The sequence below is a fragment of the Enterococcus sp. LJL98 genome, assembly GCF_054871745.1.
Genome location: NZ_JBTXLU010000005.1, coordinates 26,071 through 41,258 on the forward strand (window position 1 = coordinate 26,071; position 15,188 = coordinate 41,258).

Genomic DNA, 15,188 nt, shown 5'->3' on the forward strand with positions numbered 1-15,188 from the left:
TTCCCTCCAGTTTCTCAGAGTAAAACGACTTTTGTCACACCTCCTTACTTGCCTATTCCGTAAACGCAGGATATTCCATGGTTGCTTCATCACGAAAGAAAAAGGCATTCCAAAGTTCATTGATTCGGCGGTAATTTGGATTTTGAATGTGAAATTTCACGAGCTCCGGACGATCCGTCACAATGCCGTCAACGTCTAGATCAAGGGCAGTAGTGATGGTCTTTGAAGTATTCGGTGTCCATACATACAATTTTTTCTCTTGTTCCCGAATTCTTTGAATCACGCGGTTGGTTAATAAATCAAGTTGCAGACTATAGTGATCGATGTAGTCATCTGATAGGCGATCGCCAACCAAGGCAGTCGCAATATAGGTCGTTTCAATGGCCGGGTTCAAGGTTTTGATTTCTTTTAGTAAGCCTTTATCCATGGAAGCAAGTTGAATTTGGTCAAAAAGTTGATATTTTTCGATGATAGCCAAAATACCAGCCAAGAAATCATTGTCTTGCGGATTGGTTTTGACTTCAATCATTAGGTCGATTTGGTTTTTGGCAACTTGGGCGAATGCATCCAGTGTCGCAAATTGTTGTGCAGGTAAGTCTAATTGTGGATGCGTATAAAGGGGATCGAGTGGAAGCACTTCTTCATAACTTGCATCGACGACTTTTAAGTTGGATCCAGCCAGCCGTTTGAAATTGGTATCATGGACGACTAAGATTTCTTCATCTTTTAATTGTTGGACGTCAATTTCTACCATGTCATACGATTGTCGTATGGCTTCTTCTAGCGCCAAGAGTGAATTTTCTGGCAAGTCTAAGATACCCACGCGATGGCCCACAATTTCGATGTCATTGGTTTCCAATTGAACTTTTTGATTCATTGCAAATAATCCACTTAAAATCAAACTTAATAGAAGCAAATACTGACCGACCTTAAACAATTGGCGCCCTAAGCTTGCCTTTGGTTCACCAAGACTGAGGTCGGTTCTTTTTGTTTCCACAATCAACAAAGTGACGAGTGAGAGACTAACGATCGCGAGCATGGCTGAAAATAAAAACAAGAGCGTACTATGCACTTGGTTGAAAACCAACTTGCTCGCAACGGGCGAGAGGAATTGTTTGAGCACAAAACCGAGTGCGAAAGTGCTGACAAAGTAAATGGCAAATAAAAGGCTGGCTGTGAGGAAAATCCCAAGTAATTTTGTACGAATTGTACGTGCCTTTTCTTTTAAAAATCGAAAGTTCGTTCGATGAGCCGCTTCAAAGGTTTTGTTTTGGAGGAAAACATCATACAAAACAAAAAGTAAAAAAAGAGCATACAGATTAATGAAGAAAAAAAAGGCGATTGCAGCGAGATTGAAATATTTTGAATAACGAAAGGCATCTAGGACAAATTCAGGAATATGCAAAGGAATGATTGCTGAGTGCAAGAGTGCCAGTAAGGACATGGGAATGACGACGGCAACGGCGAAAGAAGTTTTCAAAAGTTCTTTTTTAGAATGGTGCCTGATTACTTGAAAAAACGTCTGAAGCTGTTTGCTGAGTGTCGGTTTCTTATTTTGAATGAAGTCGTTGGCGATGACGAGTGAGCTTGAAAGTAAAAAAATGGAATAGAAACCTAAGATTAAAAAGACCACGGAAAATAAAAGGACGTTTTCTAAGCTAAATTCAAAGCCTTGGACTTTGCTTAGCGTGATCTTTCCTTGGTATTGATAAGCGATCGTTAAAATTTTACTCGTGATGGGGTAAATGAAGAAAATACCAATTAGTTGATTGATAATTTGTAAGACGATTAATCGCTGAAAGTTGTTTAAAATCAAATCAAGTGTCCGATGAATGTTTGTTTTCATAGCACAATCCTTTTTCGTTTATTTGTATAATCAGAGTAATTGCTAGCTAAAAAGATAGAAAAAAACCTGAGAAAATGCTTGAGACACGTTCTCAGGAAACCGTTTAAGGCATAGGGATATCGAAGATTTCAACTAGAAGATTCGCAATTACGACGAGCGAGTTCATCCCTACGTGTGTAATAATGGACGTCCAAATGCTACCAGTGATGACATATTGGAGACTGAAGAAGGCTCCGAGCGCACTATAAAGCAAAAGATGGCCGTCTTGGTGCATCAAAGCAAATAAAAGCGAACTGACAATCACCCCAAGCCAAACATTTGTCTTGCGAGTCACCGCTCCCAAAATGGCGCGGCGGAAAACAAACTCTTCCATAATTGGTCCGCCGACCATTACGGCAAGCATCATTAAAGGATTCTTTAGTACGAGATTGATGATGCCATCGGTGTTTGCCGAGTCCATTTGACCGCCGAAAAACATCTCGATATTGATGGCAATATTTTGTAATAAAATCGCTAAGAAAATCCCAACAAAACCAAGTGCTGCAATCCGGCCTTTTGACATTTTGTCTTCTTCAAAAGAAAGAAGGACCGTTTGTTTTTGATAAAGAAAAATTAACGCGCCGGCTCCAAGTAAATAAGTAACGATAATCAGAACCATTTGAATGTCAAGCGTCCAACCAAAGGCGGGTAAGAAAAAAGCAAGTAAATAGATGAGTAAGGTCAAGCTGGTGTATTTTTTATAAGTCATAGCAACCTCCAATAAATTCGATAGTAAAAGTATACCAAAAAAATCGGAGGACACCAATGTGATTTTTTTTAACCAATTTTGACTTTTGTGAGAAGAATGCATCAAAAGGCTTGCAAAATGCATGAAAAATGAGTAAGATAAAAGATGTGATTAGCACTTAACTCTATCGAGTGCTAATGTAAAAACAAAGAAAACATCGGAGGGATTTATCGTGTTAAAACCATTAGGTGATCGCGTCCTAATTGAAGTGACGCAAGCAGAAGAACAAACAGTTAGCGGATTTGTGTTAGCTTCAGCCGCAAAAGAAAAACCTCAAACTGGTACGGTCGTAGCAGTTGGTGAAGGTCGCCTGTTAGATAGTGGCGATTTGGCACCTGTTCCTGTAAAAGTTGGGGAAACTGTTCTATTTGAAAAATATGCCGGCTCAGAAGTGAAATTTGAAGGCAAAGAATACATGATTTTTGCTGTAAAAGACTTGATTGCAGTCGTTGAATAAAAAAATACTTGATGAGGTGAAGAAAGAATGGCAAAAGAAATTAAATTTGCAGAAGACGCTCGAAGCGCAATGCTACGTGGTGTCGATCAATTAGCAGATACAGTGAAAGTAACATTAGGCCCGAAAGGTCGGAACGTTGTTTTAGAAAAATCATTTGGCTCACCATTAATTACAAATGATGGAGTAACCATTGCCAAAGAAATTGAATTAGAAGATCATTTTGAAAACATGGGAGCAAAACTTGTTTCTGAAGTCGCATCAAAAACCAACGATATCGCGGGTGACGGTACGACGACTGCAACTGTTTTAACCCAAGCCATCGTTCGCGAAGGAATGAAAAACGTCACAGCAGGTGCGAATCCATTAGGTGTTCGTCGTGGAATCGAGTTAGCAACGCAAGCAGCTGTGGAAGAATTACACGCGATTTCAGCAAAAGTTGATTCAAAAGATGCAATCGCTCAAGTTGGTGCAGTCTCTTCTGGTAGTGAACAAGTCGGCCAATACATTGCAGACGCGATGGAAAAAGTTGGAAACGACGGTGTCATCACGATTGAAGAATCAAAAGGAATCGAAACGGAATTAGACGTAGTTGAAGGAATGCAATTTGACCGTGGTTACTTATCACAATACATGGTAACTAACAATGATAAAATGGAAGCCGAACTAGAAGCACCTTACATTTTAATTACGGATAAAAAAATCTCGAACATTCAAGATATTTTACCCTTATTAGAGCAAATCTTACAAGCTTCCAAACCACTATTAATTATTGCAGACGACGTTGATGGAGAAGCATTGCCAACCTTAGTTCTAAACAAAATTCGTGGAACATTTAACGTTGTTGCAGTGAAAGCACCTGGCTTTGGGGATCGTCGCAAAGCGATGTTAGAAGATATCGCTATTTTAACAGGAGCGACTGTGATTACTGAAGATTTAGGCTTAGAATTAAAAGATGCAACGATTGATATGTTGGGTCAAGCAAGCAAAGTAGTCGTAGACAAAGACAACACAACCATCGTTGAAGGTGCAGGATCTGCCGATGCGATTGCTGCTCGTGTGTTATTAATTAAAAACCAAATTGGTGAAACTACTTCTGAGTTTGACCGTGAAAAATTACAAGAACGCTTAGCGAAATTAGCAGGCGGTGTCGCAGTGATTAAAGTCGGCGCGCCAACTGAAACAGAATTAAAAGAATTGAAATTACGTATCGAAGACGCATTAAACGCAACACGTGCGGCGGTTGAAGAAGGCATGGTTTCTGGTGGAGGAACGGCCCTTGTCAACGTCCTTGATAAAGTCGCTGCGATTGAAGCAGAAGGCGATGTCGCAACGGGTGTGAAAATCGTTTTACGCGCTTTAGAAGAACCGGTTCGTCAAATCGCTGAAAACGCAGGCTACGAAGGCTCCGTTATCGTTGATCAATTAAAACGTGCAGAACTAGGTACAGGTTTTAACGCAGCAACGGGAGAGTGGGTAAACATGCTTGAAGCTGGAATTGTTGACCCAACGAAAGTAACCCGTTCTGCTTTACAAAATGCAGCATCAATCTCTGCTTTATTATTAACAACCGAAGCAGTCGTGGCATCAAAACCAGAACCAGCAGCGCCAGCAATGCCGCCAATGGATCCATCTATGATGGGCGGAATGATGTAATTTAGGATTTAAAGGGCTGTTGATATAAACAAAACCACATGAGGATTTTTTCTCATGTGGTTTTTTGGTGTGGAGGTGGACACAACCTTTCAAATAAAAAGTCTTGCGCGTCGCGAGACTTTTTTTTGTCGTTTTTCGGATGGAATGGTTGCTAAAATAGTAGGGAGGACTGGTAGGAAATGATGGTAGGAGGGAAAAACATGAATAAACGTTTATTAAAACTCTATGAATCAGAAGCGGTGAAAACGTTGGTGATTTTGTCTTTTTTAGCGAGAAGCGAATCTTTTGTTTCAATGAAGGAGCTTTGCGATAAATCAGAATTATCGATAGCGAGTGTCTATAAATACTTGGCAATTATTGTAGAGGAAATCGTAGCTTTAGACGAGGTGGGGATGGGGTTATCAGTGACGGAAGAAGGGGTCCAGTTTTACGCTCAAAACATGCAGCAGTATTATCGCTTACGCAATCACTTTATTCATTCGTCCCTTAGTATTGAATTGGGGATGGCCTTGCTCTTAGGCGAAAAAATTCAAAGAGAGCCCTTTATCCAAAAAAAATACATTAGTGCAGCAACTTTTAAACGTAGGATGCGTTCACTCAAACATCTGTTTTTGGAATACCACTTGAATATTCAGTTTCGAAAAGGGGTTTTTCTTTTAAAGGGGGATGAAGCGCAAATTCGTAAGCTGGCATATGAAGTTTTGCACGACCTTTATCGTGAGGGGAGTTGGCCTTTTGCCACCATTGATGAGGCATTTGTCACGAGTAAAGTGGAAGCATATTTAGGATTAAAAGAAACGGCGACAAACGAAGGACTGTTTCGTCAGTTGAAGTTAGAGTATGGAATCATGATTTCCCGCTTACGCAATCAAGGAGATTTTAAAATTACACCTTTACGCTTGGAAGCATCCCTTGAGCAAGCAATGTTGCGTCTGATTCCGAATGAAGGCGCACGAGTTCCTGAAGTACCAACCGTTCATGCGCTTTATTTTGTGATGGCTCTTTTATCAAGAGAAGCATTCTATCAGACGCCTAGAGGAGAAGCTTGGCTTTTGTCGTTTGAACAGGAGCCGTCAAACATGACGTGCCTAGTCAGTCAGGCACAGGCTTCGTTTTGTCAAACGTTTGCGTTAGGACAAGAATCTGAAGGGATTCGAGCCTATTTGTATAGCATTCATTTTGAAAAATATTTTTATCGCTACTGGTGTGGTGCCATGCATAAAAAAAACATTGCGACGCCATACCCGATACTCAACCGTCGAATGATTCAATACGTCTTGACGTTACGAAAAAGCGCGCCTGAGTACATGCTAGGTCCTCTGTATTTTTTAATTCGCAAGTATGTCGTCTTGTATGGCCGCTACCATTATTTCTCCCATTACGAGTTGCCAATTGTGGTCTATCTTGAAGATGACGATTTTCCTTCACAAGGCGAATTGATTGCGAATATGTGTCGTGAAATGTTCCTTTATAAATACAAACTCGTTTTTGGTACCTACGAGGAAGCAGACGTTTTGCTACATACGACGACCGCCTTTCCGCCGCCCAGACTTTCCCATCAGATTGCGGAAGAAATACCGACCTATTATTTGAATTTGGCCAATCCTTATCGGCGTTTTTCTGAGTTGGATCAAATCTTCCAAAACATTGCCGATCAAAAGATTTTGGCTTACAACCAACAATTGTTTGGTGAAGAGTAAATGCATGTTGTTTCTCGCAACCAATCGATTTCCTTTTCGCTTTTCCTTGAAAATGTTCTTTTTGCTTTTCGAGGGGAGGTTTTTTTGACGGGGAAAAAAGTTTTTTTGAGGAATTCGTCGCTCGTTCGCCTCTTTTTCGGATTCTTTGTTATAATAGAGGGGTAAATTCAGAAGAGGAGTTATTTCACCATGGATAAATTATATACAGATGATAGCCTCACGCTACATACTGACTTGTATCAAATAAATATGATGTACACTTACTGGGCGCTGGGACGAGCAGAGACGCATGCCGTTTTTGAATGTTATTTCCGCGAAATGCCCTTTAAAAATGGGTACGCGATTTTTGCAGGTCTGGAGCGTTTGGTGCATTACTTGGAAAACTTAACTTTTACTGAAAGTGACTTAGATTATTTACGCGATTTAGGAGAATACCCAGAGGAATTTTTAACCTATTTAAGGAATTTCAAATTTGCTTGTAGCATCCGTTCGGCTAAAGAAGGCGAATTGGTTTTTGCGAATGAACCGATTATTCAAGTTGAAGGGCCGTTAGCACAAGCGCAGTTAATTGAAACAGCCTTATTGAACATCGTGAATTTTCAAACCTTAATTGCTACCAAGGCGGCGCGGATTAAGTCAGTGATTGGGAACGATCCTTTGCTTGAGTTTGGCTCTCGTCGTGCGCAAGAAATGGATGCCGCGATTTGGGGGACTCGTGCAGCCTTTATTGGAGGTGCCGGTGCAACGAGCAACGTTCGCGCTGGAAAAATCTTCGGTATCCCGGTGAGTGGGACGCATGCACATTCGCTCGTTCAATCGTATGGGAATGATTATGAAGCCTTTAAAGCATACGCGCAAACGCACCGAGATTGCGTCTTTTTAGTGGATACTTATGACACCTTAAAGCTAGGTGTCCCGACAGCCATTCGCGTGGCAAAAGAATTTGGCGATAAAATCAATTTCTTAGGCGTGCGAATTGATAGTGGCGACATGGCTTATATTTCTAAAAAAGTTCGCGAACAATTGGATGAAGCTGGTTTTACGGAAGCTAAAATTTACGCTTCGAATGATTTGGATGAGAGTACGATTTTAAGTTTAAAAATGCAAAAAGCCAAAATCGATGTTTGGGGTGTTGGGACCAAGTTAATCACGGCCTACGATCAACCTGCACTTGGCGCTGTCTATAAATTGGTGGCGATTGAAGATGAACAAGGTGAAATGATTGATACGATTAAGTTATCCAGTAACGCAGAAAAAGTTTCGACACCTGGTAAAAAACAAGTATGGCGCATTACGCGGAAAAAAGATGGCAAGTCAGAAGGGGACTACGTGACTTTATGGAATGAAGACCCGAGAAAAGAAGACAGCATCTTCATGTTCCACCCCGTGCATACGTATATTAGTAAGACCGTGACGGAGTTTGACGCGCGTCCAGTTTTACAAGAAATTTATCAAGCAGGAAAGCGTGTTTATGAACTGCCTTCGCTAGGTGAGATTAAGGCTTACTGCCATGACTGTCTTGATGCCTTATGGGACGAGTACAAACGTGATTTAAATCCACAACCATACCCGGTTGATTTATCAACGGAATGTTGGAATCACAAAATGAAAATTTTTGACAAGGTACGTAAAGAAGTACGAGAAATGCATGAATAGGAGTGAACTTCATGAGTTTACAACAAGAAATTATCGAGAAATTAGGCGTGCAAGCAAAGATTGACCCTGAGGTAGAAATTCGTCGTCGGATTGATTTTATGAAGGAATATTTACACGCGCATCCCTTTATTAAAACTTTTGTATTAGGGATTAGTGGGGGCCAAGACTCTACACTGGTCGGCCGTTTGGCACAAATGGCGATGGAAGAAATGCGCCAAGAAACCAATGATTCCGATTATTATTTTATCGGTGTCCGGCTGCCTTATGGGAAACAAAATGATGAGGAAGACGCTTTACTCGCGATGGACTTTGTTAATAGCGACAGCCAAATTGTCGTGGATATTCAGCCAGCGGTGGATGCTCAAGTCGCTGAACTCACGAAAATCGGGGTCGATGTTTCTGATTATAATAAAGGGAACATCAAGGCCCGTCAACGAATGGTGACCCAATATGCATTAGCCGGCGCTTTTCAAGGAGCGGTTTTAGGTACCGATCATGCGGCTGAAAATTTAACGGGCTTCTTCACAAAATATGGCGACGGCGCAGCGGATCTCGTTCCGATTGCTTCTTTAAACAAGCGTCAAGGGCAAGCCTTATTGGCAGCACTCGATGCACCTGAAGCTTTGTACTTAAAGACACCGGTTGCTGACCTCGAAGAAGACCGTCCAATGTTACCTGACGAAACAGCATTAGGTGTGACTTATGCAGATATTGATGATTATTTAGAAGGAAAAACAGTTGCAGCACAAGCACAGACGACGATTGAAAATTGGTGGAAAAAAGGCGAACATAAACGTCATTTACCGATTTCGATGAACGATGATTTCTGGAAATAAGGTGCTGTAAACAACCAAAAAATCGGACGGCGAGAGTGATTGCTATCCGATTTTTTTGTTCTAGGAGGGTATGATGCAAGATTATTTTTTTGAACAGTCGTTTTTTGAAGATTTTTATTTGCTTAATATTGGACATCAAGTGTGTCCTCCTGCTCATGCTTACGGACCGCATCGGCGATCTCATTTCCTTTTGCATTTTATTGCGAAAGGGCGAGGAACTTTTTCAGTTGATGGAAAGGACTACGCCTTAAGCCAAGGCGATTTCTTTTTGATTCAACCTGAAATTGAAACCTTTTATCAAGCAGATGAAGAGGAGCCGTGGGAGTATTACTGGATTGGCTTTCATGGAAAAAAAGTCAATGAAGTGTTGGCTTATTTACAGATTGATCCACAAAAGCATGTTGGGAAAGCGAAGAATGAAGCATTGGTCTTGCAACGTTTTGAGTCGATTTTACGTCCAGCAATTTTAGGCGATTCGAATCAATTGCTGATTCAACAGTATTTGTTTGAAATTCTAGGGGCTTTTTATCCACCAGATACGACCAAGCAAACCGTTGCCGAAGAAAAAAGACGCTATCGCTATGCATTTGTCGCGTATGTGCAACATCATTACCACAACCCCAATCTGCAAATTTCAGTGATTGCTGAAAACTTTGGTTTGAATAAGTCTTATTTTAGTCAGGTGATAAAAAGTGAAATGGGGATGACGCCGAATGAATATTTAAGCTTTTTTCGAATGGAGGAAAGCGGTCGTTTATTCATTCGCAGTGAGAAATCGGTGAAGGAAGTTGCTTTTTTAGTTGGATATGAAAATCCATTAACCTTTTCACGAGCCTTTAAAAACTTTCATGGGGTCAGTCCATTGGAATATCGAAAAAAACACCTAAAAAATAGTGATACGAATCAATAATCAAGTGATAGTCAACGGACGGTGCTTCCTTTATGATTGAAGTGTCAAGAAAATCAACGACGTAGGAGGAAGTAAAATGGTGAAAATTACCTTTATTGGAGCTGGAAGTACCGTCTTTGCTAAGAATGTTTTAGGTGACGCGATGTTAACCCCGAGTTTGCATCATGCCGAAATTGCTTTATATGATATTGATGCCGCACGCTTAAAAGAGTCGGAAATGATGTTAAAAACGATAAATAAAAACTGTAATGACCATCGTGCGACGATTCAAGCTTACGAGGATCGCAGAGCAGCCTTGCGAGATGCGGATTTTGTTGTGAATGCGATTCAAGTGGGTGGCTACGAGCCGTCAACGGTCATTGATTTTGAGATTCCTAAAAAATACGGATTGCAACAAACGATTGGCGATACGTTAGGCATTGGCGGGATTTTCCGGGCCTTACGTACGATTCCGGTGATGTTAGAATTTGCTAGAGAAATGGAAGAAGTGTGTCCAGATGCTTGGCTGTTAAATTACACGAATCCAATGGCGATGCTGACGATGGCTGTTTCAAAAGCGACGAAAATTAAAACAGTGGGGCTTTGTCATAGTGTGCAAGTTTGCGTTCCGGATTTGTTTCAGGGCTTGGGAATAACGGAAGAGTATGATTTAAACGATTTTCAATGGAAGATTGCAGGAATTAACCACATGGCTTGGTTGCTTGAAATTAATTATAAAGGAGAAGACTTCTATCCTAAGATTCGTGAGCAGGCCTTGAGAATTTCAAATCCACATCATGACTCCGTTCGTTATGAGTTGATGCGTAATTTTGGTTACTATATTACAGAATCGAGCGAACACAATGCCGAGTACCATCCCTACTTTATTAAAGCAAAATATCCAGAATTGATTGAAAAATTTGGTATTCCGATTGATGAATATTTGAAACGCTGTGTGGATCAAATTGCAGGTTGGGAAAAACAACGAGATGAAATCGTTCATAATGGGGATTTAACCCATACTCGCAGTAAAGAATATGCCTCGTACATTATGGATGCAATGGTAACAGGCAATCCAACAGTCATCGGCGGAAATGTGATGAATACTGGCTTGATTACGAATCTACCGACAGATAGTTGTGTGGAAGTCCCTTGTTTAGTCGATAAAAATGGCGTGCAACCCACTTATGTTGGGGATTTACCAACCCAACTGGCTGCTTTAAATCGAACAAATATTAACGTGCAACAATTAACTGTTGAAGCGGCGTTAACATTAAGTAGAGAGAAAATTTATCAAGCAGCTTTACTAGATCCCCATACGAATGCCGAGTTATCGATTGATGACATTCGCAATTTGGTGGATGATTTAATTGAAGCTCACGGCGATTACTTACCAGAATACCATTAATCAAAAAAACAAGACGACCAAGTATCGTCTTGTTTTTTTACTTTCGTACTTCGCCGCCGTGGCCGTAGTTTTCTTTTTTCATGTCACTAATAATAATTGTGACTGCTTCTTTTCTTGCACCAGTTGTTCGGACAACGGCTTCGGTCACTTCTTGAATTAAGTTTTCTTTTTGTTCAGGTGTCCGTCCTTCAAGCATTTGAATATTGACGATTGGCATGTGGCATTCCTCCTCTTTTACTGTCTTCATTTTAGCATATTCTGTCTTTTTCGCGTAGATGAATCCATGATTGCTGGATAAAATAGTCCATTGTGAAATCCTTTTCATCGTGCTAAGCTTAAAGGGAAATCATAAGTGCGAAAGGAAAATCAGGATGACATACAAAAATATTCTTTTTTTAGTTGCCGATGATCAACGTTTTGATACGATTGCAGCTTTAGGAAATCCAGACATTCAAACGCCGAATTTTGACCGCTTGGTTGAAAATGGCGTAGCTTTTGAAGAAGCCTATCTTCCAGGTGGAACAAGTGGGGCGGTGTGTATGCCGTCACGAGCGATGATTCATACCGGTCGTTATTTAACTTCGTGGGATCATTTTGGTGAAACCATCCCTCCGGAACAAGCATTGCTAGGAGAAACATTAAAAGAAAATGGCTATCAAACGTGTGGCATTGGCAAATGGCACAACGGCTTGGAAAGTTATACTCGGAGTTTTAGCGATGGCGGTCAGATTTTCTTTGGTGGCATGTGGGATCATTGGAACGTGCCAGTCAATAATTTCCATGCAGATGGCAATTATGGGGAGTTTAAAACGTTCACGCAAGATCCATTTTCGTCCAATCGTGTGACAAAAATGCCAGCTGAAAAAGTAGCGCTTGGCAAGCATTCGACGGATTTATTTACCGATGAAATCATCGACTATCTTCAAAATCGTCGCAAAAAAGACCAACCCTTCTTTATTTATGGGAGCTTCTTAGCGCCACACGATCCAAGGACGATGCCGGAAAAATATCAAAAAATGTACGACCCCGCGGCGTTAACGCTGCCAGATAACTTTTTGCCGCAACATCCTTTTGGTTTTGATATCCAAGGAGAGCGAGACGAAACCCTCGAGGCTTATCCACGGACGGAAGCAGCGGTTCGTCAACATTTAGCTGATTATTATGCGATGATTTCGCACATCGATGAACGTGTCGGTGACCTCATCGAAACGCTCGAAGCAGAAGGCCTGCTAGATGAAACGCTGATTGTCTTTACTGGCGACAATGGCTTATCTATTGGCCAACATGGCTTAATGGGGAAACAAAATCTCTACGATCACAGTATTCGCGTCCCTTTGCTGATTTCAGGTCCGGGCTTACCGAAAAACCAACAAATCAAAGAGAAGGTCTTGTTACTGGATATTATGCCAACCTTGCTTGATTATGTTGGCCTTCCTGTGCCTGAAGGCCTGTATGGGAAGAGTTTTTTACCGATAATTCAATCGGGTGCCAAGGGTCGTGAAGTTTTGTATCTGATGTTCACAACGAAAATTCGTGGCTTGGTGACAAAGGATTATAAATATTTGGAATATCGCACAAAGGACGGGCATTTCCAACAATTATTTGATCGAAAAAACGATCCATTTGAGAAGGAGAACTTGGCGAAACATCCAGCCAATCAACCCCTTGTTGCCAAATTACAGGCTCAGATGTTTGAGTTAGCCAAAGGGCATCAAGACCTTGATTTTCATCAGGGAAGAGAATATTGGGCTGAAGAAATCAGCCAGAAAGGGTAAAGGATGAAACATATTTCAGTTTTAGTAAAACCAGCGTCAGGGCTTTGTAATATTCGTTGCCAGTACTGTTTTTATGCAGATGTCACGTCTTTAAGAGAAGTCCAGTCATACGGCCGAATGAAACCAGAAACGACGGAAAAAATGATTGCCCAACTCTTTGTGGATTTGGTTGATGGCGATTCGTTGACCTTGGCTTTTCAAGGGGGGGAACCGACCCTCGCAGGCTTGCCTTATTTTAAAAATGTTCAACGACTGGTCGAAGAAGAACAAGAAAAAAAGAAAGTCACTGTGCATTATGCGATTCAAACCAATGGGATGGTTATCAATGATGCTTGGTGTCGATTTTTAAAAGCCAACAATTTTCTTGTCGGACTTTCAATTGATGGGCACCCGATGTACCATGATTTGCATCGCCTCGATACGAAAGGTCGCGGGACATTCCATCGGGTGATTGAAACAAAACGTTTATTTGACCAATATGAAATTGAGTACAATGTTTTGTGCGTCTTAACCAATCAACTGGCAAAAGAACCGAAAAAAATCTATCAATTTATGCAAAAAGAAAAGTTGGATTACATTCAATTTATACCTTGCTTAGATGAGTTAAATGCCGAAAAACGTAGCAGCTACGCGTTAACGCCAGAACGCTTTGCCAGTTTCTATCGTCAGATGTTACGGCTATGGTTAGCCGAACTTGAAGCGGGCACCTATCGGAGTATTAAATTTTTCGACGATGTCTTCAACCTATTTGTCAATCGCCAAGTCAATGCTTGTGGGCTAACGGGCAATTGTCAAATTCAATACATTATCGAAGCAGATGGTAGCGTCTATCCTTGTGATTTCTATGTATTGGATGAATATCGTCTAGGCTACATTCAAGAGCAATCGTTGCGAGAACTGTTCGAACAAGATGTTTCCAAGCTGTTTTTATGCGAAAAACCAAAGCCGTCTAAGCTTTGCCAAAGTTGTCCGTTTTTACAAATGTGTCACGGTGGTTGCAAGCGGATGCGCGATGCCATGTACATCAATCGAAAAGAAGATCTTTGTGGTTACCAAAGCTTTTTGCAAGAATTTTTACCGCAGATTCCAGCAATTCAACAAAAGCTCCAACGAATACCCGCACAGCGTTAAAAAGAGGTGTGACAAAAGTCGCTTTGTTCTGAGAAACTGGAGGGCGATTCGAACAATTGGCTTTTTCAATTGCTTGGATTTCGCGAAGTTCCCGAAAGCGCAGCCCTTTGTTGCCCGTTTATCCGCCAAACGTTCGTAAAAGACCAAGGGGCTGTGACATCTGTCACAGCCCCTTTCGATGGATGGCTCTACGTACATTTAATGAAACAAGGGCTACAAATGTACCTTGTTTTTCAATTCTTGTTGGATGAAGTTGGCAACTTCTGCCAGTAATTCAGAAATGACTTCTTCGCGAGTTAAGAAATAAAAGTTGCGTAAATTATCGATTTCCAAGGTTTCATAAGGGACCGATTCGTCTAAGGCTAGTTTCGAAATAATCGCACGACCGACGCCTTGGTTGAGTAAGTTTTTAATCATTTCAAAACTATTCGTTCGAATGAAAATCGGCGAAAGGTTGTTATCGCGTAAGTACTGGTCATTGATTTCTCGTAAGGGGTTCATCGAGTCGTTCATGAGCCAATACGGCGAGTGGCGGTGGCCAGCTAAGACGAGTTCATCTTGAGCAACGGTATAGCGTTTGAGTTGTTCGCTACGTTCCGCCCATTCAATCAAGCCAAAATCAAACTTGGCTTGTTCGATGCCATGCACGATTTTTTGGTGGCTCATAATTGGAAACTCAAAATCAATCATTGGGAATTTTTCCAATAATTTGGGAACGAAAGTCGGTAACAAGTACATGCCGCAACTTTGCGTACAAGCCAAAACACATCGTTCGCGAATCACTTCGTCCGAATGGATATGTGTGGATAAGTCATCCCATTCCTCAATAATTTTAATGATTCGAGGATACAAAAATTCGGCTTCTTTCGTGGGGATAATTTCTTGTTTTCCACTGCGAATAAAAAGGGAGACATTGAGTTGTTCTTCCAGTTTTTTTATTTGAGAAGAGACGGTCGGTTGTGATAGAAACAATTGGTCAGCCGTCCGTGTAAAATTATGTGTCTCGTACACCGAAATAAATGTTTTAAATATTTGAAACATCTTGCACCT

General features: G+C 41.1%; 13 protein-coding genes. 9 read left to right on the forward strand and 4 right to left on the reverse strand.

Annotated features, from left to right (window positions below; translation table 11 throughout):
- Nucleotides 1-52: 52 nt before the first annotated feature.
- On the reverse strand, nt 53-1,846 hold the full coding sequence (locus tag ACYSNO_RS05460; RefSeq protein WP_461730070.1) for a glycerophosphodiester phosphodiesterase family protein: 1,794 nt from the start codon (nt 1,844-1,846) through the stop codon (nt 53-55).
- Between the two features lie 103 nt (nt 1,847-1,949).
- A complete protein-coding gene (locus ACYSNO_RS05465) occupies nt 1,950-2,594 on the reverse strand; it encodes a lysostaphin resistance A-like protein (RefSeq protein WP_461730071.1) in 645 nt (214 codons plus the stop codon).
- Nucleotides 2,595-2,805: 211 nt separating this feature from the next.
- Here ACYSNO_RS05465 and groES point away from each other — a divergent pair, with 211 nt between their 5' ends.
- From groES to melA, 7 genes are all read left to right on the forward strand, one after another.
- Nucleotides 2,806-3,090, forward strand: a complete 285-nt coding sequence (gene groES / locus ACYSNO_RS05470; protein ID WP_461730072.1) for a co-chaperone GroES — start codon at nt 2,806-2,808, stop codon at nt 3,088-3,090.
- Between the two features lie 27 nt (nt 3,091-3,117).
- On the forward strand, nt 3,118-4,743 hold the full coding sequence (gene groL, locus ACYSNO_RS05475) for a chaperonin GroEL (RefSeq protein WP_461730073.1): 1,626 nt from the start codon (nt 3,118-3,120) through the stop codon (nt 4,741-4,743).
- A 200-nt stretch (nt 4,744-4,943) separates the two neighbouring features.
- The gene (locus tag ACYSNO_RS05480) at nt 4,944-6,443 is read left to right on the forward strand and encodes a helix-turn-helix domain-containing protein (protein ID WP_461730074.1); all 1,500 of its coding nucleotides are present in this window, start codon (nt 4,944-4,946) and stop codon (nt 6,441-6,443) included.
- 189 nt (nt 6,444-6,632) lie between these two features.
- Nucleotides 6,633-8,099, forward strand: a complete 1,467-nt coding sequence (locus tag ACYSNO_RS05485) for a nicotinate phosphoribosyltransferase (RefSeq protein ID WP_461730075.1) — start codon at nt 6,633-6,635, stop codon at nt 8,097-8,099.
- An 11-nt stretch (nt 8,100-8,110) separates the two neighbouring features.
- The gene (gene nadE, locus ACYSNO_RS05490; protein WP_461730076.1) at nt 8,111-8,935 is read left to right on the forward strand and encodes an ammonia-dependent NAD(+) synthetase; all 825 of its coding nucleotides are present in this window, start codon (nt 8,111-8,113) and stop codon (nt 8,933-8,935) included.
- Nucleotides 8,936-9,008: 73 nt separating this feature from the next.
- The gene (locus ACYSNO_RS05495) at nt 9,009-9,845 is read left to right on the forward strand and encodes an AraC family transcriptional regulator (RefSeq protein WP_461730077.1); all 837 of its coding nucleotides are present in this window, start codon (nt 9,009-9,011) and stop codon (nt 9,843-9,845) included.
- 76 nt (nt 9,846-9,921) lie between these two features.
- On the forward strand, nt 9,922-11,232 hold the full coding sequence (gene melA / locus ACYSNO_RS05500) for an alpha-galactosidase (RefSeq protein ID WP_461730078.1): 1,311 nt from the start codon (nt 9,922-9,924) through the stop codon (nt 11,230-11,232).
- Nucleotides 11,233-11,269: 37 nt separating this feature from the next.
- Here melA and ACYSNO_RS05505 read toward each other — a convergent pair whose 3' ends face one another.
- Entirely contained in the window at nt 11,270-11,449 is a 180-nt protein-coding gene (locus tag ACYSNO_RS05505) for a 2-hydroxymuconate tautomerase (protein WP_461730079.1), read from the reverse strand.
- A gap of 154 nt (nt 11,450-11,603) precedes the next feature.
- Between ACYSNO_RS05505 and ACYSNO_RS05510 the strand changes: the two genes are divergently transcribed.
- The gene (locus ACYSNO_RS05510; RefSeq protein ID WP_461730080.1) at nt 11,604-13,007 is read left to right on the forward strand and encodes a sulfatase-like hydrolase/transferase; all 1,404 of its coding nucleotides are present in this window, start codon (nt 11,604-11,606) and stop codon (nt 13,005-13,007) included.
- A gap of 3 nt (nt 13,008-13,010) precedes the next feature.
- On the forward strand, nt 13,011-14,138 hold the full coding sequence (locus ACYSNO_RS05515) for an SPASM domain-containing protein (protein WP_461730081.1): 1,128 nt from the start codon (nt 13,011-13,013) through the stop codon (nt 14,136-14,138).
- 213 nt (nt 14,139-14,351) lie between these two features.
- Here ACYSNO_RS05515 and ACYSNO_RS05520 read toward each other — a convergent pair whose 3' ends face one another.
- The gene (locus ACYSNO_RS05520) at nt 14,352-15,179 is read right to left on the reverse strand and encodes a LysR family transcriptional regulator (protein WP_461730082.1); all 828 of its coding nucleotides are present in this window, start codon (nt 15,177-15,179) and stop codon (nt 14,352-14,354) included.
- Nucleotides 15,180-15,188: the final 9 nt, after the last annotated feature.

Excerpts from the sequence above, each read along its gene's own strand:
- ACYSNO_RS05460 (WP_461730070.1), bottom strand. The coding sequence starts at position 1,846 with ATGAAAACAAACATTCATCGGACACTTGATTTGATTTTAAACAACTTT.
- ACYSNO_RS05505 (WP_461730079.1), bottom strand. The coding sequence starts at position 11,449 with ATGCCAATCGTCAATATTCAAATGCTTGAAGGACGGACACCTGAACAA.
- ACYSNO_RS05495 (WP_461730077.1), top strand. The coding sequence starts at position 9,009 with ATGCAAGATTATTTTTTTGAACAGTCGTTTTTTGAAGATTTTTATTTG.
- ACYSNO_RS05465 (WP_461730071.1), bottom strand. The coding sequence starts at position 2,594 with ATGACTTATAAAAAATACACCAGCTTGACCTTACTCATCTATTTACTT.
- groL (WP_461730073.1), top strand. The coding sequence starts at position 3,118 with ATGGCAAAAGAAATTAAATTTGCAGAAGACGCTCGAAGCGCAATGCTA.
- ACYSNO_RS05510 (WP_461730080.1), top strand. The coding sequence starts at position 11,604 with ATGACATACAAAAATATTCTTTTTTTAGTTGCCGATGATCAACGTTTT.
- ACYSNO_RS05485 (WP_461730075.1), top strand. The coding sequence starts at position 6,633 with ATGGATAAATTATATACAGATGATAGCCTCACGCTACATACTGACTTG.
- ACYSNO_RS05480 (WP_461730074.1), top strand. The coding sequence starts at position 4,944 with ATGAATAAACGTTTATTAAAACTCTATGAATCAGAAGCGGTGAAAACG.
- nadE (WP_461730076.1), top strand. The coding sequence starts at position 8,111 with ATGAGTTTACAACAAGAAATTATCGAGAAATTAGGCGTGCAAGCAAAG.
- ACYSNO_RS05520 (WP_461730082.1), bottom strand. The coding sequence starts at position 15,179 with ATGTTTCAAATATTTAAAACATTTATTTCGGTGTACGAGACACATAAT.
- ACYSNO_RS05515 (WP_461730081.1), top strand. The coding sequence starts at position 13,011 with ATGAAACATATTTCAGTTTTAGTAAAACCAGCGTCAGGGCTTTGTAAT.
- melA (WP_461730078.1), top strand. The coding sequence starts at position 9,922 with ATGGTGAAAATTACCTTTATTGGAGCTGGAAGTACCGTCTTTGCTAAG.